Source organism: Myxococcus sp. AB025B (assembly GCF_006518215.1).
Lineage (GTDB): Bacteria > Myxococcota > Myxococcia > Myxococcales > Myxococcaceae > Myxococcus > Myxococcus fulvus.
Genome location: NZ_SRLW01000004.1, coordinates 37,364 through 56,986, shown reverse-complemented (window position 1 = coordinate 56,986; position 19,623 = coordinate 37,364). Strand labels below are relative to the sequence as shown.

Sequence of the window (19,623 nt, the reverse complement as noted above, 5' to 3'; positions counted from 1 at the left end):
GGGCCAGGAACTCCTGAAGCGCCGCTCAACGCGCCGTGAGGGGGACGGCGCGCAGGTTCTTCTCCGCGCCTCCGAGAATCATGGACGCGCCGTCGGGCGAGAACGCGATGGCTCGGTGCGAGCGGTTTCCCGCCTTGAAGGCGCACCAGCGCCCATCGGTTCCGATTTCGATGACCAGGCCGTTGTTGGTGCCGATGACACCCAGGCCGTCCTCGCGGAAGTGGACGGCGTCCCCGCGGGTGCTCGGCCCCAGGGTCATTCCGCGCGTGAGCTTCGCCAGGGAGTGGCGTGAGAGCTCGTCACCGCTCTGCGCATCGAGCACGAGCGTGTCGTGGTCCACGCCGCTGCCCACCGTCACCAGCCGGTTCGTCGAGGAATCGAGCGCCATCGCGTAGACGGTGCCTTCCGTGACGAGCCGCGACGGCGGGCGCTGCCAGAGCAGCTGCCCGTCGGAGACCCTCACCGCGGACACGCGGGAGAAGGACGTGGCAGTGAAGAGGATGTCCTTGTCGGGCGACAGTACGGCGCAGGTCTCCTCATCGAGCAGGAGGGAAGGAAGCAACGGTCGACAGTCGAGGGAGGCCAGGGAGACAAGGACCATCGACGGCTCCGGAGTCACCAGGGCCGGCAGCGCGGCCGCGAGCGCCGGGTCCACGCGTCGTGTCTCCGCCCGGGTCACTCCCCCCTCCGTGACGGCGGTCCTCCAGTTCGGCGACTGGGCGATGAAGTGCGCGTCGTCCATCCAGACGAAGGGCCGCATGACGGGCAGGGTGTGCACGACCTGGAAGGTGTGCAGGTCGATGACCTCGCAGCACGCCGCCTGTCCCGAGAACAACGCGCCACCCGTGAGCAGCCAGCGCCCACCCGGCGAGAGCGCGCCGGGGCCGCGCAGGCCCGTCAGCTCGGCCTCGACGTCGAAGCGGGGGCCGCTCCGGCGCACCAGCCGCCCCAACTGGCTGGCGAGGTTGGGCGCCTCGATGACCAGCAGGGAGCCACGCGGCTCGTAGGCGAGGAACTCGACGTAGGGGACCGTGTCCTTCGCGATGGACGTGGACGCCGCGCGAGGCGGCGCCGGTGCGCGCTGGGGGTGCAGCTCCACGCTGTCGATCATCCGCATGCGCGGACCCTATACCACGACGGGTCCGCGCCCCTTCCCGTGGGGCCCCGCGCCCTGGCTCACGCGGGGAAGAGCTCGACGGGCAGCGTCGCCGGCCCGCGAACGACGAGGGAGGTCGTCCAGTCGATGCGCTCCGTGCGCAGCTCCATCCGGCTCACGTGGGGGATGAGCTCCTCCAGGGCGATGCTGGCCTCCATCCGTGCCAGCATCACCCCCAGGCAGTAGTGGATGCCGTGGCCGAAGGTGAGGTGCTGCGCGCTCTCCCGCCCCAGGATGAACCGGTCACCGTCGGGGAAGACCTTCTCGTCACGGCCCGCCGAGGCGAGCGACACCAGCACGACGCTCCCCTTGGGCAGCGCGGTGTCGGCCACGGTCACGTCTTGCAGGCACGTGCGCAGCAGCGCCACGACGGAGGGCTCGTAGCGCAAGGTCTCCTCGACGAAGCGGGGGATGAGGGTCGGCGTCTCCCGCAGGCGGGAGAGCAGCTCCGGGTGCTGGCAGAGCATCCGGGCGCTCTGACCGATGAGATAGGTCGTCGTCTCCACCCCGCCGGTGAACAGCACGAAGAAGAAGCTCATCAGCTCCTGTGGGGTCAGGGCCTGCCCGCCCGCGCGGGCCTGGAGCAAATCACTCATCAAGTCATCGCCCGGCCTCTTGCGCCGCGCGTCCAGGGCGTCCTGGACGTACCGCTCCATCTCGTCGAGCGTCCGTCGGCACTGCTCCATCTGCTTCGTGTCCTCCGGGTGGACACCGCCGATGAGGGCGAGGTCATGCGCCCAGCGCTCGAAGTGCTTCAGCAGCGCGGTGTCCAACCCGAGCAGCCAGCAGACGACGGTGGCGGGGACGGGCACGGCGAAAGCTTCCATGTAGTCCACCGTCCGCTGCTCCATCATCCGCGCGATGCGCTCCCGGGTGAGGGCGCGGATTCGCGGCTCCAGGCGCTTGATGGCCGAGGAGGTGAAGTCCCGCAGGATGAGGGTCCGCAGCCGTCCGTGTTGGGGCGGATCCAGGAAGGGAAGCGACTCCGCCAGGGGATTGGCGCGCCCGAGCCATTCCGGCTGGAACGCCAGGCGCATCCCCGTGGAGGAGAAGAGCTGCGGCGACTTGAGCACGTGTTGTGCTTCGTCGTAGCGGGTGACGGCCCACATGCCGCCCGGGTCCACCTGCACGATGGGCCCCTGGCGTCGGAGCTCCGCCAGGTGGGCGTGCAGATTCGCGATGACTTCGGGAGACAGGCAGTCGAGGCGGGTCCTCATGAGGCGACGTCCTCCAGGTTCGCTGAGCGTTTCCGCGGGCGGTGCGGCTGTCTGGATTGTCTTTGTGAAGGCCGCGCATGTCGCGGTTGAGCAGGAATTGAGCGGGACGTGAAGGGGGCTCGAAGTCCGCCACCGGACACCTCCCCTGTCTCCCCTGGCACCGGGACCTCCTCGGGAAGCGCGGCTCGATGCGGCCTTGGAGTGCCCCACGCGCAAGGATTGCGGGCTCGGAGTCACCGGCCCTATCAGTCCCAGTAGCGCAGGTCTCCGGACGGCCCCCGGTTCCGACCCGGGAGAGCCTCCCCGATTGACCCCCACCGCCACCGCTGATAGGACAAAGGAGGTGTGGGTCGATAATGAATATGAGATTCAAAATCGAAATCATCCTGGGAGCTCCGACCCGCACTCCCTGAACATGCCTACACCTCGTCGCTGGCGGGGCGCCCTCGCGCCGACCTCTTCGTTCTCCGCACTGGTGCTGCTGTCCCTGCTGTCGGGAGGGGAGGCGCGTGCGCAGGAGGCGAGTGAGCCTCCGGGGACCGCTGTCGCCGCTCCGGCCAGCCCGGCGCCGACCGAGGAGACCAGCGCGCCGTCCAGCGGCGTCGTCCCCCCAGTGCTCCTGTCCAAGCCGGAGGCCGTCTATCCGCCCCAGGCCCTGGCCGCGAAGGTCGAGGGCGCGGTGAAGCTCCTGCTGACGCTGGATGAGGAGGGCCGCGTCACGCGCGCGCAGGTCGTCGAGGGGCTTGGCCACGGGCTGGACGAGGCGGCCGTGGACGCGCTGGCGAAGGCGCGCTTCACGCCCGCGATGCAGGACGGCACCCCCGTCGCCTGCCAGTTCGAGTTCATCCACCACTTCGTCCTCGCCGCGCCCCCCGAGGCCGCTCCCCCCGTCACCGAGAGCTCCGTGCCCCCGGCGCCCGTGGCCCAGGCGCCCGCGGAGGCCCCTCCGGAGCCGGAGTTGCCCTCCTTCACGTCGATTGTCCGGGGCAAGGCCACCGAGGCGCGCGTGCTGGTGCGTGGCTCGGAGGCGGTGGACGTGGTGGAACTGGAGAAGGCCCATGAGCGCGCGGAGGACCTCGCGGAGGTGCTGACGCGCGCCTCGGCCGTGCAGGTCCAGCGGACGGGCGGCCTGGGCAGCCGCACGCAGCTGTCGCTGGGCGGCCTCACCGGCGACCAGGTGCGGGTCCTCCTCGACGGCGTGCCCATCGAGTACTCGCCGTATGTCTACGGGCTGGGGAGCGTCCCGGTCTCCCTCATCCGGCAGATGGAGGTCTTCAACGGCGTCGTCCCGGTGCGCCTGGCGACGGACGCGCTGGGCGGGGCCATCCACCTGCGCTCGGACCTGTCGGCCCCGGAGACGGGCGCGTCCCTGTCGCTCCAGGCGGGCTCCTTCGGCAGCTACCGTGGCACCGGTCGGGTGACGTGGCGGGCGAACGAGCATGTCTTCGTGCGCGCCGCGGGGTTCCATGACCGCGCGCAGAACGACTACCGCATCACCGTCGACGTTGCCGACCGCGTCACCGGGCGGGTGGGGCCGCGCGCGCTGAGCCGCAGCCATGACGCCTACCGGGGCTCCGGAGGGAGCCTGGAGCTGGGCGTCGAGTCGCTGCCGGGGCTCGACCGGCTGGTGCTCACCGGCTACCTGGGCCAGTACGACAAGGACGTCCCTCACGACCAGCTGATGCTCCGCCCCTATGGCGCCGTCACCTCCGGACAGGAGAGCTACGGCGTGGGGCTGCGCTACGAGGTGTCTGCCCACGAGCGGCTCAAGGTGCTGGCCATCGCGGGATACAACCAGCGCATCGGTGAGCTGTACGATGTCTCGAATTGTATCTACGATTGGTATGGCGTCTGCCATGACACGCAGGCGCGGGCGGGTGAGATTGGCTCGTCCCCACTGGAGAACACGCAGAAGCGCCAGTCGCTGTTCGGACGTGTGCGATTGCTCGGCACGCTGTTCGACGCGGAGGACCTGGAGCTGTCGCTCGGCGCCGACGACAGCGAGCGGACGGGTGAGAACGCCTACCTGACCCGCCTGGGGCAGGAGGACCCGCTGCGGATTCCGCTCGGGCTCACATCCGGCTTCGGAGGGCTGTCCCACCGGCAGTCCCTGTGGGAGGGCCGGCTGGAGAACACGCTGTTCGTGAAGGGCTACGTGCAGCGCCTCACCTCGGGGACCAACGCTCAGCTGTCGGAGACGCGGTGGGCGGGTGGTTACGGCGACACGCTGCGCTTCAGCGTGACGCGCTGGCTCCTGCTCAAGGCGTCCTACGAGCGCACCACGCGGATGCCCCGGGTGGAGGAGCTCTTCGGCGACGGCGGCCTGCTGGTGGAGAGCACGGCGCTGCTCCCCGAGTCCAGCCACAACGCCAACGTGGGCGTGGAGCTGCTCTCGTGGGTGACGCCCGTGGGCCGCTTCGGCGCCAACGCTTCCGCGGGTCTGCGCGACGTCGAGAACCTCATCCAGCTGTTCCCCGGCGACACCACGCAGGCCTACGAGAACGTGGACCACGCCCGCTCCGTCACCGCGCACGCGGGGCTGGACTGGGACTCCCCCGGTGACTGGGTGGGGCTCACCGGCGCCGTCACCTGGCTCGACTTCAAGAACCTGGCGCAGGAGGGGCAGTTCGCGCGCTTCAACGGCGACCGCATGCCCAACATCCCGTGGCTGCAGGCCACCGGCACCGCGCGGTTCCAGGTGAGCCGGCTGCTCTCCCGCGAGGACGCGCTCGGCCTGGAGTGGACCACCCGCGTCGTCGGCTCGTTCGACCGCTCCTGGGAGAGCGCGGGCAATGGCGGCACGAAGCAGTCGGTGCCGACGCAGGTGCTGCACTCCACCGCGCTCACCTACCGCGCCCGGTTCGAGCGGCGCGCGTACTCCTTCTCCTTCAACCTCCACAACCTCACCGACGCCGCCGCCTTCGACCTCGTCGGTGTCCAGCGGCCGGGGCGCGCCCTGTCCGCGCGCCTCACCGTCGACCTCTGAGCCGCCCTCCATGTCCCCATTCAGGATGTCATCGCCAAAGGAAGCCCGATGAAGCTGAAGTCCGCACTGCTCGCTCTCGCCGTGTTCGCCACCGCCTGCTCGGATTCGGATGACCCGACGCCGACCCCGGATGCCGGCAACCCGACGGACCCGGACGCGGGGACGCCGGACCCGCTCTACGCCCTCATCACCCAGGTGCCCATCGCCGGGGGCAACACCCAGAGCTACCTGGTGACGGTGGACGACATCCAGGAGGCGAAGACCGTCGGCATCGCCAATGCCCTCGAGCTGACCGCGGACGCGTACATCGTCGCGGGCTACCCGGGTGCCGGGAAGCTGTTCGTGAGCAGCTCGACCCAGCCGACGATGACGCCCTACACGCTCAACGCCTCCGGGGCGCTCGTGCCGGAGGCCGCGCTGTCCTTCACCGGCTACGGCGTCCGCGCGACCAACGGCTACCAGTCCCAGCACTACTTCGTCAGCGAGTCGAAGGCCTATTACTTCGACCACGTGAACTACAAGCTGGTCATCTGGAACCCGAAGGACCTGTCGCTCATCGGCTCCAAGGACCTGACGGCGCAGCTCAAGGACGGCGAGTTCACGTTCCGCTATTCGCAGAGCCTGGCCGTCACCGCGGGCAATGACGTCATCATCGCCGGTGGCTGGCACGCCGCCGACGTGAAGACGATTCCGGCCAAGACGGCGCTGGTCATCGTGGACACGCAGACGGACGAAGTCACGGTGAAGACCGACACGCGCTGCGGCTGGGCGCGCGACGGCGTCAAGCACACGGACGGGAAGATCTACTACGCCACCGAGTCGCTCGCCGCCGGCGCGCACTTCGTGTCGCCCACGACGGCGGCGAAGCCGTGCATGATTCGCTTCGACCCCGCGACGGGCGAGTTCGACAACTGGTTCACCACGCTCGACGCCTTCGTCTCTCCCGGCACGGACGGAGACATCGCGTCCATGCTGCTGCCCGGCGCGCCCGGCAAGGGCTACGTGCGGGTGATGGACAAGGCGGCCGCGCAGGTCGCGTTCGACGCCGCGGTGGCGGGTGGCCGGCCCTTCCACGGCAGCCATGCCTCGACGGGCGGCTGGTGGAGCCTGTGGGAGGTCACGCTCGGCGACGCTCCGACGGCGACGGCCGTGGTGCGCGACGACCTGGTGCCCACCAATGGCCGCACCATTCCCCAGAACCCGGGCGAGTTCCTGGTGCTGCCCGAGTTCGTCAACGACAACGCCCAGACGCGCTTCCGCATCATGAGCCCGCAGACGGGCCTGGGTGACGCGAAGACCGTCGTGGAGGGCCAGGTGCGCGGCCTGCTGCGCGTCCGCTAGTCCTCGCTGTCCTTCGAGCAAGGGCCTCCGCCGTGTCCCGGCGGGGGCCTCTGCTCCCGCTGTCCCTTGCTTCCCCGGGCGCCATGAATCCCTTCGTCCCCCTCGCGCTGCTGCTCTCCCTCGGGGGATGTCTCGGCCTGTACCTGTCCTCGCGCCACCAGCGCCTGCTGCGCGCCCCCTTGCCCGCGCGTCCGGCGCGCTGGGTGGGCTCGCTCCTGGTGCTCGCGGCGCTGCCGCTCCTGGCGCAGTCGCTCCAGCCCTGGGTGGCGCTCTACGTGCTCTTTGTCTGGACGACGCTGCTCCTCATGCTGCTCCCGTACGCGGCGCTGCTCGTCGGGCGAGGGGAGGCTCGGTGATGGCGGGCGGCGATGAGGAGGTCCTCCGGCCGGACTGGCTCTCCAAGACGCTCGCGGGCGTGCTGCTGGGGCTGGTGCTCGCGTTCGGCGTGAGCGGCCTGTTGTCCCTGGCCCTGGCGCCCATGGCGACGAGCCCCCGCAACCAGCTCGTCATGTGGAGCGTGGTGCCGGTGTGGATGGGCGTCGTCGGCGGCTGCTTCTTCTTCAGGACGGGGCCGCGCGCCTGGCTGTGGCTGGGCGGCGCGGCGGTGCTCACCTGGGGCACCTTCCTGCTCCTGCGCAACCCCTGACCCCCGCCGGCACTCCCATGCGCTCCGCCCTCATCAAGGTCTACAAGGTCGTCCACACCTGGGCCGGCATCGTCGCCGGACTGGGGCTCTTCATCTGCTTCTACGCGGGCGCCTTCACCGTCTTCAAGGACCCGCTGGCCCGCTGGGCCACTCCGCCCGCTGAACGCGCCTCCTCGAAGCCCCGGTCCTCCGCGGAGCTGCACGCCCTGGTGACGACCACCCTGGCCCAGCATCCCGAGGTGGCCGAGGAGTTCACCCTCACGCTCGAGGCGGCGCCGGCCCAGGCGCCCTCGCCGATGAGCTGGCACCGCAGCGAGGGCGACGAGGACCACGACACGCTCGCCGAGCGTCGGTTCCACGCCACGCTCCAGGCGAACGGCGCCGCCGTCGTCACCGAGGGACACCCCAGCAAGGTGGGCGAGTTCATCGACGTGCTGCACCGGGTGGTGGGCCTGCCGTTCGACACCGAGGTGGGCCGCGTGCTCACGGGCGTCATCTCGCTGCTCTACGCGCTCGCGCTCTTGTCGGGGCTGGTCATCGTCCTGCCGTCCCTGGTGAAGGACTTCTTCGCGCTGCGCGTGGGCAAGGGCCTCAAGCGGTGGTGGATGGACGCGCACAACGTGGTGGGCATCGCGAGCCTCCCGTTCCACCTCTTGATTGCCATCACCGCGGCGGTGTTCGGCCTCCACGACATCATCTACGACGTGCAGGACCAGCTCATCCACGGCGGGACGCTGCGCGCAGGCTTCAGGCCGGCGGCCGGTGACGTCCGGAGCGCTCCGGACCCCACCACGATGCTGCCTCCCGCGGAGCTGCTCGCCCGGGCGCGGGTCGCCGCTCCCGCGCTGGAGCCGCACTCGCTCCAGTACGTGAAGGTCGCCACGCCTCGCGCCCTGGTGCGCGTGTGGGGGCATGACCCGGCGGCGCTGTCTCCGCGCGCGCTCGGAGGGTTCGTGGCGCTGGACCCGTACAGCGGGAAGGTGCGGTCCACCGACTTCCTCCCGGGCCAGATGTCCGCTCCCGTCACGCTCATCAGCAGCTTCTTCGCGCTGCACTTCGGGACCTTCGGCGGCCCGCCGGTGAAGTGGATCTACTTCCTGCTCGCGCTCAGCGGCGCGTGGCTGTTCTACAGCGGCAACGTGCTGTGGGTGGAGACGCGCCGCAAGAAGGCGCGCGCCGCCGGAGAGCTGCCCGTCCAGCGGCGGGACGTGCGCTGGATGGCGGCCCTCACCGTCGGCATCTGTCTGGGCTGCGTGAGCGGGATTTCCTTCACCCTGGTGCTGGCGAAGTGGCTCGGCGCCCACGTGGCGGACGTGCGGGTCTTCCACCAATACGGCTACTACGCGGTCTTCTTCGCCTCCATCGGCTATGCGCTGGCGCGAGGCGCGGCGCGCGCGTCCATCGACCTCTTGTGGGGCGCGGCGCTCTGCACGCTGGCCATTCCGCTCACCACGGTGGTGGGGTGGCTCGTGCCGGGGCTCGGCCCCTGGGCGACGCTGGACGGGCTGGGCGTGGACCTCACCGCGCTCCTGGGGGCCTTCTGTTTCGCATGGATGGCGCGGGCGACGTCCCGACGCGCGCATACCGGTCCCCAGGACAGTGTCTGGTCCCTGGGCGCTCCGGCCGCGAGCCCCGGCCAGGAGCCGTCTGTTCCCAAGGAGTGGGCCACCTGATGCGAATCCCCTTGTTCCTCGCGGCGGGGCTGTTGACCGCCAGCTGTTCCTCGGGGCCCACGCCCCGCGCCGATTCGGTGGTCCAGGTGGACTGGGCGCCGGTGACGCTGCCAGGCACGTTCCAGTTCGACCTGGCGTCGACGCAAACGGGGCGGACCCACCGGATGTTCGTGGCCATCCCGGAGGGCCCCGCGCCCGCGGCGGGCCACCCCGTCATCTACCTGCTGGATGGGGGCTCGCACTTCCCCACGCTGGAGCGCCTGTCGCGTGCGCTCCCCAGGCTCGCCAAGGGCTTCGGGGTGCCGGCCGCGCCGCCCATCATCGTCGGCCTGGGCTATCCGGGCGACACGGCTTCGGGGGACCAGGCGCGTGGTGAGGACTACACGCCGCCGGCCCCGGACCTGTCGAACACGGGGGACCGGTTCTCGAAGAAGCAGGGCGGGGCGGACCGCTTCCTGGACTTCGTGAAGAAGGAGCTGGAGCCCGCGCTCGCGGCGCGGCTGCCGCTGGACACGTCGCGCACGGCGCTGATGGGCCACTCCTATGGTGGGCTCCTGGTGGTGCACGCGCTCTTCACGCGGCCCACGTCGTTCCAGACGTTCATCGCCGGCAGTCCGTCGCTCTGGTGGAACCACCGCCACGTGCTCACCGGGAAGCCGTCCTTCCTGGCGCACCACGCGGCGACGCCGGTGAGGGCGCGTGTGCTGTTCACGGTGGGGGGACTGGAGCAGACGCCGCGCAAGAGCCAGGGTGAGCGCGGCATGCTCGCCGTCGAGCGGCGGATGGTCGACAACACCCGCGAGCTGTCCGGCGAGCTGTCCGCCCTGGGCGGCGGGCTGGAGGTGCGGTTCCTGGAGTTCCCGGGCGAGGACCACTACGGCGCCTGGATGCCCATGCTGAGCCGCGGGCTGCTGTTCTTCTCCGCGCCCCCGCTGTTGCCGGGCGCCGAGTGACGCCCAGCGGCGTGTAGTCGTGCCGTTCACGGTGGCCGCCCTCGAGGCGTGAACAAGGTCGGCCACCTTGGCGAAGAAGGACCTGGAGACCCGCGCCCTGGCGCCGTGGTCCGGTCCGTCGCGCCGGGAAATGGGACGTAAATCCGCCCCGTCGGTCATGGGGGCGAAGGGCGTGCTTCCCACGTCCCGATGCCCCGCATGGGGACACCCGCGCCCTTCGTCAGTGGTGAGTCGCCGTGTGCCCGGAGCCATGTGTCGGCCGGGCATGGCTGCATTGCAATCATGAAGGTTCAGTGAGGTCTCGTGATGAAGACATTGGGAATGGCGGTGGCCGGGCTGTTGCTGTCGGGGCCGGTCGCTCAGGCGGAAGAGGGTGGGGCGTCGCGCGAGGTGACTCGCGTGCGGGCGATGCGCGCGGCGGTGGAGCCCATGCTCGCCAAGGAGTTCGGCGCGAAGGCGTTCGTCGCCACGCTGCACGGCCGCGGCGCGCAGACGGTGCTGGGCGTCATCGAGGAGGCGCCCCCGCCAGGGACGGACCTGCAGCCGAGGCTGGCGGTGCTGCGCTACGACGAGGCCCGGGGCACCGTGCTCGTGGTGGACCGCGCCTTCAAGTACGCGGAGGCCAGCGCGCTGGGCGACAAGACGCTGCTGCTCACCCCCGAGGGAGACTTGCGGCTGCGCGAGGAGTCGGGCCGGGAGCGCCTGCTGGCGCAGCGCGTGCTCGGAGACCTGGCGCCGTCCGTGATGGGCGATGGCGTGGTGGCCACCCTGTCGCGCACCGGCGCCGAGTCCCATGAGACGGCGGTGGGCTTCGTGGGCGTGGATGGCCGCGTCACCGTGGTGGCGGACGGGCCGGGTCTGGATGCGATGGGCACGATGTCCCCGGACGGGCGCACGGTGGTGTTCGTGTCGGGACGCACCACCATGGCGTCGTGGTTCCGCACCACGCTGGACGGCGCGGAGCCGGTGCAGCTCACCAACGTCGGCCTGAAGGCCGGCGCGCTGCGCGACGGCGTGCCCGCGAACTTCGTGCCGCCACCCATCAACACCGGGGCCATGGAGTGGTTGTCCGAGGACCGGCTGCGCTACGCGGCCGGCGGCGGCGAGCAGTGGACGCTGGATGTGCGCACCGGTGTGGCGGTGCGGGAAGGAGGTGCCCGGTGAAGACGACGCTCTCGATGAAGCTGCAGGCCCTGCTGGTGGGGGCCTTGCTGGTGGCGCCCGCGTCCGCGCTGGCGGGCACGATGTTCCGCTTCCCCATGTCCATGAACCCCGGCCAGTGCGCCAGCGGCGGCTGCTATGTCGGCGCGTACAAGGACCTGGGGGGCGTGAAGGACTGGACGTGCCAGGGCTGGACCTACTACGGCCACCTGGGCACGGACTTCTCCCTGTCCGGCGGCCTCGCGGCGATGGACGCGGGCGTCTGGGTCATCTCCGCCGCCTCCGGCGTCCTGGAGAGCGCCGTCGACGGGTTCTACGACCGGTGCCTGGCCTGGAACAAGGACGACCCCAACGCCAACTGCGGCATCCGCGCGGCCAACTACATGATTCTCCGGCACTCGGACAACCGCCGCAGCAAGTACTTCCACCTGAAGAAGTTCAGCTTCCAGTACAGCGTGGGCGCGAACATCCCCTGCGGCAACTGGATTGCGAAGGCGGGCTCGTCGGGCGCGTCCACGGGGCCTCACCTGCACTTCGAGTTCTCCGACCCGACGTGGGGAACGGATGACCCGTACGCGGCCACGCCGGGCTGCGGCGGCACCATCTCCCTGTGGACGTCCCAGGGCTCCTACCAGGGCCTGCCGGGCATCACCTGTCAGTAGCCCACGCCCCGCCAAGAGGAACGGCTCATGCGAACGCTCTGGAATCGGACGGCCGCCATCGCGATGGTGGCCGCGCTCGGAGGGCTCACCTCGCCCGACGCCCGGGCCTGCACCCGGGATGACTGCGGCTCGGGGGGATTGAACGCCTGCTACAACCTGTCGGGCTGGAAGTGGTGTGGAATCACCTACAGCGGCTCCCAGCACTGGACGTCGGTCAACGTCTACAACCACTCGTCCATCAGCCAGGTGCCGCAGGCCTGGACGAACCTCAACAACCCGCCCGCGGCGCCGGGGAACACGCTGTACCTCAACACGGACGGCTCCAACCACTCCAACCACGACATCGACTACTGGGACGCCAACACCTCCGACACGTGGTGGGGTTACACGACGTACCCGGGCGGCATCGGCGCCAACAACTGCATCAACCGGGGCGGCGCGATGATTCAATTCAACCTGAGCCGCGTCACGGCGGACGCCACCTGGCGGTTGTGGCTGGCCGAGCACGAGACGGGGCACGCGGTGGGAATGAAGCATGTCTGTGGTTGCACCCAGGGCCGGGTGATGAACCCCTGCACCGAGTGCTCCAACCCCGCCACGCTCAGCGGCTGCGACGCGCAGGGCCTCAACGCGCTGTATCCCTGACGGGCCGCCAGGAAAGGAGAACGCCATGCATGAATTCAAGAAGGCACGCGGGCTGTTGCTGCTCCCGTGCGTCTGGGGCGCGATGATGGGCTGCGCCCGCGAGGCGCCGTCCGCCGAGGTCGCGCAACCGGTGTCCCAGCCGCTCGAGTCCGTGGAGCACAGCCACCCGATGACGGTGCATTGGGTGACGCACGACAGCTTCAAGGAGATGGTGGGCGAGTCGGGCGTCATCGTCCAGGCCCGGGTGGTGTCGTCGCGTCCGGCGGTTCAGCGCGTCTACGGCTGGAACGAGAAGGCCCAGCGGTACTTCACGCCGGAGGAGGCGGGGGACCGCTACGCGGAGACGCCGCTGACGGTCTCAACGCTGGTGGTGTCGGACGTCGCCCGCGCGAAAGAGGGGCTGGTCGCGCTGGGGGGCGCGAAGCTCGGGCCCGACAGCAAGCTGGAGATCGTCGAGCTGGGGGGACTGGCGCCGGACGGCCACCGGATGGAGCCGGATGACAAGCCCGTGCTGCGGCTGGCGGAGGAGGCCATCTTCTTCCTCATCCCCGCGGCGAAGCACCCGGGCGCGTACCACGTGCTCGGGGGCTGGCAGGGGCGGCTCCGGGTGACGGCGTCGGGTGAAATCCAGGCGCTCGGCTCCGAGGTCCACCCGGGGCTCGCCGACTTCAGCGTGCATGACGGCCGCACGGCCAAGGCGCTGATGGACGAGCTGCGCGGCACGCCCCGCTGACGGCGTCACTGCACGGCTCCGAGCGACTCGCGGAGCCGTGCGATGTCCCGGGACGGCGGCGCGCCGAACATCCGGCTGTACTCGCGGCTGAACTGGGACGGGCTCTCGTAGCCCACGGAGTGCCCGGCCATCGCCGCGTCCATGGCCTCGGCGAGCATCCGGCGACGGGCCTCCTGCAGGCGCAGCTGCTTCTGGTACTGCAGGGGGCTCATCGCCGTCACGGACTTGAAGTGGTGGTGGAGCGCGGACGGGCTCATGTGGACGGTGCGCGCCAGGTCTTCGATTCGCAGGGGCGCCGTGTAGTGCGCCTTGAGCCAGTGGATGGCGCGGGCGATGGCGTCCAGGCGGCTGTCCGCCATGGCGATGCGCCGCAGCCTCGCGGTGTTCTCCCCGGACAGCAGGCGGTAGAGAATCTCCCGGGTGATGAGCGGCGCGAGCACGGGGATGTCGCGCGGGGTGTCCAGGAGCCGCACGAGCCGCGACGTCGCGTCCAGGAGCGGTGCCGCCACCGGGCCCAGCGCGAGCCCCCGGGCCACGCCGCGGTCCTCGGGCGCCTCCAGCGCCGCCTCCATCATCAGGCTGCTGAGCTGGCCGGGCTCCAGGTCCAGCCGGAAGCAGAGGTAGGGCCTGGCGGGCGTCGCCTCGATGACCTGGCCGGTGACGTGGAGGTCCATGGAGGCGACCAGGCACTGGTCCGTCCCGTAGACATAGACGTCGTCACCGAGCAGCACCTGCTTGCGGCCCTGCGCGACGATGCACAGCGCGGCGGCCTGCAGCGCGTGCAGCTCCGGGGTGGGCTCGGCGGCGCGGATGAGCGAGAGCCGGGGGATGGCGGTGGCGTGGATGCCGTCCGCGGGCGTGTGGCGCGCCAGGAGCGTCGCCAGCTCGTCCAGGCTGGGATTCGGGGCGGACGCCGAGGGTGGGGCGCGCTTCATGAGGGGGAGTCAAACGTCCCGTGCAGGATTAGGCAAGAGCCGGCGAGCATCCGGATAACGCCCCCAGGCCCTCGGTTGAGAAGGTGTGCATGTCCCCGGCGCCCTCCTGGCACCGGGCAATCCATCGAGGGACGTGCACATGACGACGAACATCCAGGGCAAGGTGGTGGCCATCACCGGAGCGAGCAGTGGAATCGGCGAGGCGGCGGCCCGCCTGCTTGCCCAGCAGGGCGCGAAGGTGGTGCTGGGCGCGCGCCGGCAGGAGCGGCTGGAGGTGCTGGCGAAGGAGCTGACGGCGGCGGGAGGCGAGGCGCGGGTGCGCGCGGTGGACGTGACGAAGCGCGAGGACGTGGAGGGCTTCGTGCGCTTCACGGTGGAGACGTTCGGGCGGCTGGACGTGCTCATCAACAACGCGGGGGTGATGCCGCTGTCGCTGCTGGAGAAGCTGAAGGTGGACGAGTGGGACCGGATGATCGACGTGAACATCCGGGGCGTGCTGCATGGCATCGCCGCGGCGCTGCCGGTGATGAAGCGGCAGAAGACCGGGCAGGTCATCAACCTGTCGTCCATCGGCGGGCACGCGGTGAGTCCGACGGCGGCGGTGTACTGCGCCACGAAGTTCGCGGTGCTGGCCATCTCCGAGGGGCTGCGCCAGGAGGTGGGCGGGGACATCCGCGTGACGGTCATCTCCCCGGGCGTCACCACGTCGGAGCTGGCGGAGAGCATCAGCGACTCGAACGCGTGCGACGTGATGCGCGAGTTCCGCAAGGTGGCGATTCCCGCCGAAGCCGTCGCCCGCTCCATCGCCTACGCCATCAGCCAGCCGGCCGACGTGGACGTGAGCGAAATCATCATCCGCCCGACGGCGAGCCCGTACTGAGCGCCTCACGGGGTGCCTGGATACGGCGCTGGCGCAACCAGGGCTCGAAGCGCATGAGCGACAGGCCGAGGTCGCTCGCGAGCTCGGGGCGGGCCAGCGCGGGGGCGACGTTCATGTAGGTCAGCCCTCGCGCCACGCCGGGATGGAGGCCCGCCGCGACGGCCTCCTCGATGGTGCTGGACTGGACGGTGTATGGCTTTCCATCGACGCGGGAGAGGACCTCCGCCAGCTGCCGCGGCGTGAGCACGTCTCCCGCGAGCTGCAGCGTCACGCCGTGAAACCGCGGAGGGTTCAGCAGGGCCGCCGCGGACGCGTTGCCCACGTCCTCCGGGGCAATCAAGGGGACGGGCCGGTCCGCCTCGAGCACCGTCACCCACCGGTGTCCGTCGACGAAGGCGGACGTGTCCAGCATGGCGTGGTCCATGAAGGTGGCGGGCAGGATGAGCGTCCAGTGCTTGAAGCCGGCGCTCCGGACGCGCTCGCAGGTGGCGAGCTTGTTCTCCCAGTACACCTCGTGCTCCTTCCAGCGGCCCTCCGCCCAACCCGCGACGTTCCGGTGGTCCCCGACGCCGGACGTCGCGGTGTGCACGTACGTCTCCACGCCGGCGGCCAGCGCGGCCTCGATGAGGTTCTTTCCCTGCTGGACCTCCTTGCTGAAGTCGATGCCCGTCGCGGAGACGATGGGGGACTGCATGGAGAAGACCCCCTGTACCCCCGCGCAGGCGGCGCGCAGTGACGCGAGGTCGTCCAGGTCTCCCACCGCGAGCTCGGCCCCCGCCGCCGCGAGCGCCTTGGCGTTGGGTGCCTCCGGGTTGCGGACCAATACACGCACCGAGGTGCTGCCTTCGGCCAGCAAGGCCCGGGCCGTGGCTCCGCCCTGTCGCCCCGTGGCGGCGGTGACGAGGACGGTCGGGTGGCGACGCATCGGCAGCTCCTCTCGTAAGTGGGGGACCCCACCACTTGTGGCTGTTGAGTACGGAGGGGCCCCCGTTTGTCAAGAGAGCGGGATTCCTCACAGACCCCGACTGGGAATGCTCGTCCGGAAATGGGGCGGGAAATGGGATGAAAAGCGCCCGCGCCCGTCCTGGAGGGAGAAGGGCCCCCGCCCTTCACGCAGCAACCTCTCACCAAACAATTCAGTCAGACGAAGGCGGATATTTCCATGAGCGCGGCTCGGATGGCAGGCGTGTGTCTTGTGTTGGGTTTCCTCTCGGCGTGTGGCCCTCTTCCGGAGGATGGAGATGGCATGACGGACGTCGAGCTGGGCGCAGGGGAGCAGGGGCTCTGCTCCCCACCAACGAACTACCCGTGGACGGCGCCTGTCTACGCGGAGGTGCGCCGCGCCACGGAGACGGCGAGGAACCAGATCTGCAAGCCTTACGTCTGGGGCGCCTCCGGCCCTGGTTCGTTCGACTGCTCCGGACTGGTCTACTACGCCTACCGTCAGGCTGGGTTCAACGTCTCCAGGACGACGGCGCAGGGGCTCTTCGATGCCCAGATGTACAGCAGCGGCGGCCCCTGGGGCAGCATCGTGGGGTACTGGGAGCGGCGGCCCGGTGACCTGCTCTACTTCAGCACCGGCTGCAACACGACGACGATCACCCACGTCGCCATCTACCTGGGCGTCAATCGTGACAATGGCAAGGAAGAGGTGGTCCACGCCCTCAACCCCAGCTCGGGGGTCGTCCTCTCCCAGCTGGGCAGCTTCGGGCTCTGCCTCAACACGACGTATGTCGGTCGCGTGAAGTACTGACGCGGCGAAAGCGGGGGACCCCACCGCTTGTGCTCGTGCTGAGCACGGTGGGGCCCCCGTGGGTCTCGCGCCCTTCGTCTAATGTCCCCGCTCCCTGCGCCACGCCGCGGGCGTGGTGCCGTGCACGCGACGGAAGGCCTTGCCGAAGTGCACCCCGTCAGCGAAGCCGGTGGCCTCGGCGATGCGCTCCAGCGAGGCGGAGGTCGCCATCATCATCTCCTGGGCGCGCGCGAGCCGCGCCTGGAGCTGCCATTGATAGGGCGCCACGCCCGTGGAGGCCTTGAAGGCGCGGCTGAGCGGTTCTCGTTCACATCCGCGCAGATGCCATTCCATTCACGCCGGATGACGACGGGGTTCACCACGTTCTCGGGCAGCGGGTTCAGTCGCTCGGCGCGAGTCTCCACGACAGGGTCCTCCTGAATCTCCCCTCTACGCGGGGAATCCAGGAGGACGATGTCCTCGGCGGGGGAGGAGGGCATCCCCCGGATGGGGGATGTCCTCGTGCTCGTCACAAGCCCTTGCCGGAGCGCCCCGCGAGCAGCTGCATCTCCCATGCGTATGCAACGGAGCTGCCGCCGCCGTGGTCACCGACGACGCTGGCGAGCGCGTCGACGCTCGCCTCGCGAGCCCAGTCGCGCTGCCACTCGGAGATGACCGCCATCCAGGTGATGGGCGTCACGCCCGCCAGCTGCATGCGCCGGATGGCCATGTCGTGGGCCTCGGCGCTGACGCCGCCCGAGGCATCGGTGACGACGTAGACCTCGAAGCCCTCACCGGCGGCCTGGATGGCGGGCATGGCCAGCCAGATTTCCGTCCACAGCGCGGCGATGATGAGCTTCTTTCGGTCCGTCTTCTTCACCGCGTCCACGACGCGCGAGTCCTCCCACGTGTTGATGAAGGTGCGGTCGATGGGCTTCTGCTCGGGGAAGACGTCCTGCAGCCCCTTCACCAGGTAGCCGCCGCGCTCCTCCAGGACGGTGGTGAGGATGGTGGGCACCTTGAAGGCCTTGGCGCCCTTGGCCAGGCCGATGACGTTGTTGAGCACCATCGTCGGCTCGTGGCTGTGCAGGCGAGTGGATGGCCAGCGCAACCGGGAGCGGATCGTCGCGGCGGCCTCGGCGCTGGTCTCGCGGGATGGCGCGCAGGTGTCACTCGAGGAGCTCGCGCGGCGGGCGGGGGTGGGCTCGGCGACGCTGCACCGGCACTTCCCGACGCGGCAGGCGCTGTTGGAGGTGGTGTTCCGGGATGGCGTCGCGCAGCTGTGCGCGATGGCGTCCGCTCAGCCGGGCGGGAATCCTGCCGCGGAGCTGGCGGCGTGGCTGGAGGAGGTGACGGTGTACACCGCGACGCACCGTGGGCTCGCCGCCGCGCTGCTCGCGGGTCCGGTGGGGCTGTCACCCTGGGAGCTGTGCTGCACGGACATGCTGCTCGAGGTGTTGAACGGCCTGGTGGCGCGGGCGTCCTCGGCGGGCGCGATTCACGCTGTCGCCACGGCGGAGGACCTGCTGCGGCTCGTGAACGCCATCGCGGTCGCCAACGAGCAGGATGCCCCCACCGCGCGCCGGGTGCTGCGCCTGGCGCTCCTGGGCATCCGGCCGTGAGCGAGGGCGCCGCTCGGACGGCGTGATTGTCCCACGGGCCGTGAGCGCTGAACGCTACACTGGGGGCCCATGTCGACCCGTGGTGCAATCGCTGTGTACACGTCGGGCTCGGGGATTCCCGAGCACGTCACCTCGCGACCCTGGCGCGGTGTCTATCATCACTGGGATGGCTACCCCACGGGCCTCGGGCAACACCTGATGGCGTGTGTCGAGCGCGCCCATGGCGACCTCCAGGCCGTGGTGGCGCGGCTCATCGATGACGCCCCCTGGGGTTGGTCCACCTGCCTGGGCGGGAAGGACGAGACGGAGGAGGAGCGCTATTCGGAGGAGAGCCCGGGCCTGCCGGTCGCGCCGGATGAGACCGGGAACGTGTCCTATGTCTATGTCTTCGACGTGGAGGCGCGTCGGCTCGATGCCTTCTCGACCTACGTCGGCGGGGACGGCAAGCGGTTCAGCTCCGTGCGCTTCTCACCCGAGGGCACGCCGGACCTCCCCGCGCTCGACCTGCTGCCGGAGGAGCTCGTCCGCGAGCCGCCCCTGCCCGGCGAGGAGCTCTCGGCGGAGGCACTCCAGGCGTACCTGGAGGGGCTGCCCAGGCTCGAGTCGGATAACAAGCTCCTCCATTGGTTCAGCACCGAGGAGCGCCCGGACCGCTCACTCGGCATCGTCTTCCGGGTGGTCGTCTTCGAGGAGGACGAGGTCCGCGAGGTGGTGGAGCGGGAATGGAGGCTCGTGCCTGCCTCCGCGCGACGCGAGCCGGCGCGGGTCCGGAACTTCATCGAGGCCCTCGTCGAGGTGGTCAGCGAGGATCCGACGTTGTTCGACGCGTTCTGGATCCACAGCCTGGACTCGCTGCGTCGTTCCCAGGCACGTCAGCGTGAGAGCTTCGTGCGAATCCTGAAGGCGCACCAGGCTCGCGACTCCGGCTCGCCATAGAGTCCTCGCGCGCTGGCTGGAACACGAGGAGGACTTGCAGGCGGCACGAGGGCCTGGGCTCGAGGCGGGGACTGTGTCTGGTGTGTCTGCTGGCTTCGGGGGCGATGGCCTCGCAAGCGCCCTCGAAGGGGGAGGAGGCCCAGGCGCAGCCGAGGCTCCAGCGGCTCAGCGCGCTGGGAGAGCTCTGGGGGCAGGTGCGCTATCGCCACCCGTGGATGCTGTCGCGTCGCATCGACTGGGACGCGGCCTTCCTGGCGGCGGTGCCGAAGGTGGAAGCCGCCACCCGCGATGAAGTGTGCGCCAAGGCCGTCCAGTCGATGCTCGGCGCGCTCGAGGACCCCGCCA

General features: G+C 70.2%; 20 protein-coding genes. 14 read left to right on the top strand and 6 right to left on the bottom strand.

Annotation, left to right across the window (positions count from 1 at the left end):
* Positions 1 to 25: 25 nt before the first annotated feature.
* A complete protein-coding gene (locus FL311_RS01340) occupies positions 26 to 1,117 on the bottom strand; it encodes a hypothetical protein (protein WP_141322978.1) in 1,092 nt (363 codons plus the stop codon).
* A 59-nt stretch (positions 1,118 to 1,176) separates the two neighbouring features.
* A complete protein-coding gene (locus tag FL311_RS01335) occupies positions 1,177 to 2,373 on the bottom strand; it encodes a cytochrome P450 (RefSeq protein WP_141322977.1) in 1,197 nt (398 codons plus the stop codon).
* A gap of 415 nt (positions 2,374 to 2,788) precedes the next feature.
* Here FL311_RS01335 and mxcH point away from each other — a divergent pair, with 415 nt between their 5' ends.
* The 10 genes from mxcH (at position 2,789) to FL311_RS01285 (ending at position 13,173) form a co-directional block, all read left to right on the top strand.
* Positions 2,789 to 5,359 (top strand): TonB-dependent siderophore myxochelin receptor MxcH, encoded by a 2,571-nt coding sequence (mxcH, locus tag FL311_RS01330; protein ID WP_141322976.1) that lies wholly within the window; start codon positions 2,789 to 2,791, stop codon positions 5,357 to 5,359.
* A gap of 48 nt (positions 5,360 to 5,407) precedes the next feature.
* Positions 5,408 to 6,700 (top strand): hypothetical protein, encoded by a 1,293-nt coding sequence (locus tag FL311_RS01325; protein WP_141322975.1) that lies wholly within the window; start codon positions 5,408 to 5,410, stop codon positions 6,698 to 6,700.
* Between the two features lie 83 nt (positions 6,701 to 6,783).
* On the top strand, positions 6,784 to 7,056 hold the full coding sequence (locus FL311_RS01320; protein WP_141322974.1) for a hypothetical protein: 273 nt from the start codon (positions 6,784 to 6,786) through the stop codon (positions 7,054 to 7,056).
* Positions 7,056 to 7,346 (top strand): hypothetical protein, encoded by a 291-nt coding sequence (locus tag FL311_RS01315; RefSeq protein WP_141322973.1) that lies wholly within the window; start codon positions 7,056 to 7,058, stop codon positions 7,344 to 7,346. Before FL311_RS01320 ends, FL311_RS01315 begins: the two co-directional genes overlap by 1 nt.
* Before the next feature lie 17 nt (positions 7,347 to 7,363).
* Positions 7,364 to 9,019, top strand: coding sequence for a PepSY domain-containing protein (locus FL311_RS01310; protein ID WP_141322972.1), 1,656 nt, complete (start codon positions 7,364 to 7,366; stop codon positions 9,017 to 9,019).
* Positions 9,019 to 9,972 (top strand): alpha/beta hydrolase, encoded by a 954-nt coding sequence (locus tag FL311_RS01305; RefSeq protein WP_141322971.1) that lies wholly within the window; start codon positions 9,019 to 9,021, stop codon positions 9,970 to 9,972. Before FL311_RS01310 ends, FL311_RS01305 begins: the two co-directional genes overlap by 1 nt.
* Before the next feature lie 306 nt (positions 9,973 to 10,278).
* A complete protein-coding gene (locus tag FL311_RS01300; protein ID WP_228556611.1) occupies positions 10,279 to 11,136 on the top strand; it encodes a hypothetical protein in 858 nt (285 codons plus the stop codon).
* Positions 11,133 to 11,795, top strand: coding sequence for a M23 family metallopeptidase (locus FL311_RS01295; protein WP_223750295.1), 663 nt, complete (start codon positions 11,133 to 11,135; stop codon positions 11,793 to 11,795). Before FL311_RS01300 ends, FL311_RS01295 begins: the two co-directional genes overlap by 4 nt.
* A 27-nt stretch (positions 11,796 to 11,822) precedes the next feature.
* Positions 11,823 to 12,440: a hypothetical protein gene (locus FL311_RS01290; RefSeq protein ID WP_141322970.1), complete on the top strand. Its 618-nt coding sequence runs from the start codon at positions 11,823 to 11,825 to the stop codon at positions 12,438 to 12,440.
* A 25-nt stretch (positions 12,441 to 12,465) separates the two neighbouring features.
* A complete protein-coding gene (locus FL311_RS01285) occupies positions 12,466 to 13,173 on the top strand; it encodes a hypothetical protein (protein WP_141322969.1) in 708 nt (235 codons plus the stop codon).
* Between the two features lie 5 nt (positions 13,174 to 13,178).
* Here the strand turns inward: FL311_RS01285 and FL311_RS01280 are convergent, their stop codons facing one another.
* Positions 13,179 to 14,108, bottom strand: a complete 930-nt coding sequence (locus FL311_RS01280) for an AraC family transcriptional regulator (protein WP_141322968.1) — start codon at positions 14,106 to 14,108, stop codon at positions 13,179 to 13,181.
* A gap of 139 nt (positions 14,109 to 14,247) precedes the next feature.
* Here FL311_RS01280 and FL311_RS01275 point away from each other — a divergent pair, with 139 nt between their 5' ends.
* Positions 14,248 to 14,988, top strand: a complete 741-nt coding sequence (locus tag FL311_RS01275) for an SDR family oxidoreductase (RefSeq protein ID WP_141322967.1) — start codon at positions 14,248 to 14,250, stop codon at positions 14,986 to 14,988.
* Here FL311_RS01275 and FL311_RS01270 read toward each other — a convergent pair.
* Positions 14,960 to 15,913: an NmrA family NAD(P)-binding protein gene (locus tag FL311_RS01270; protein ID WP_141322966.1), complete on the bottom strand. Its 954-nt coding sequence runs from the start codon at positions 15,911 to 15,913 to the stop codon at positions 14,960 to 14,962. The two genes, FL311_RS01275 and FL311_RS01270, sit on opposite strands and share 29 nt — an antisense overlap.
* A gap of 321 nt (positions 15,914 to 16,234) precedes the next feature.
* Between FL311_RS01270 and FL311_RS01265 the strand changes: the two genes are divergently transcribed.
* On the top strand, positions 16,235 to 16,741 hold the full coding sequence (locus FL311_RS01265; protein ID WP_194868996.1) for a C40 family peptidase: 507 nt from the start codon (positions 16,235 to 16,237) through the stop codon (positions 16,739 to 16,741).
* A 78-nt stretch (positions 16,742 to 16,819) separates the two neighbouring features.
* Here FL311_RS01265 and FL311_RS01260 read toward each other — a convergent pair whose 3' ends face one another.
* Both FL311_RS01260 and FL311_RS01255 read right to left on the bottom strand, forming a co-directional pair.
* On the bottom strand, positions 16,820 to 17,074 hold the full coding sequence (locus FL311_RS01260) for a helix-turn-helix domain-containing protein (RefSeq protein WP_228556610.1): 255 nt from the start codon (positions 17,072 to 17,074) through the stop codon (positions 16,820 to 16,822).
* A gap of 175 nt (positions 17,075 to 17,249) precedes the next feature.
* A complete protein-coding gene (locus tag FL311_RS01255) occupies positions 17,250 to 17,789 on the bottom strand; it encodes a hydrolase (RefSeq protein ID WP_255510284.1) in 540 nt (179 codons plus the stop codon).
* On the opposite strand from FL311_RS01255, the gene FL311_RS01250 reads away from it, so the two are divergent.
* Positions 17,770 to 18,342, top strand: coding sequence for a TetR/AcrR family transcriptional regulator (locus FL311_RS01250; protein WP_141322963.1), 573 nt, complete (start codon positions 17,770 to 17,772; stop codon positions 18,340 to 18,342). The two genes, FL311_RS01255 and FL311_RS01250, sit on opposite strands and share 20 nt — an antisense overlap.
* A gap of 69 nt (positions 18,343 to 18,411) precedes the next feature.
* Positions 18,412 to 19,278: a hypothetical protein gene (locus FL311_RS01245; RefSeq protein WP_141322962.1), complete on the top strand. Its 867-nt coding sequence runs from the start codon at positions 18,412 to 18,414 to the stop codon at positions 19,276 to 19,278.
* The last annotated feature ends 345 nt before the right edge of the window (positions 19,279 to 19,623 follow it).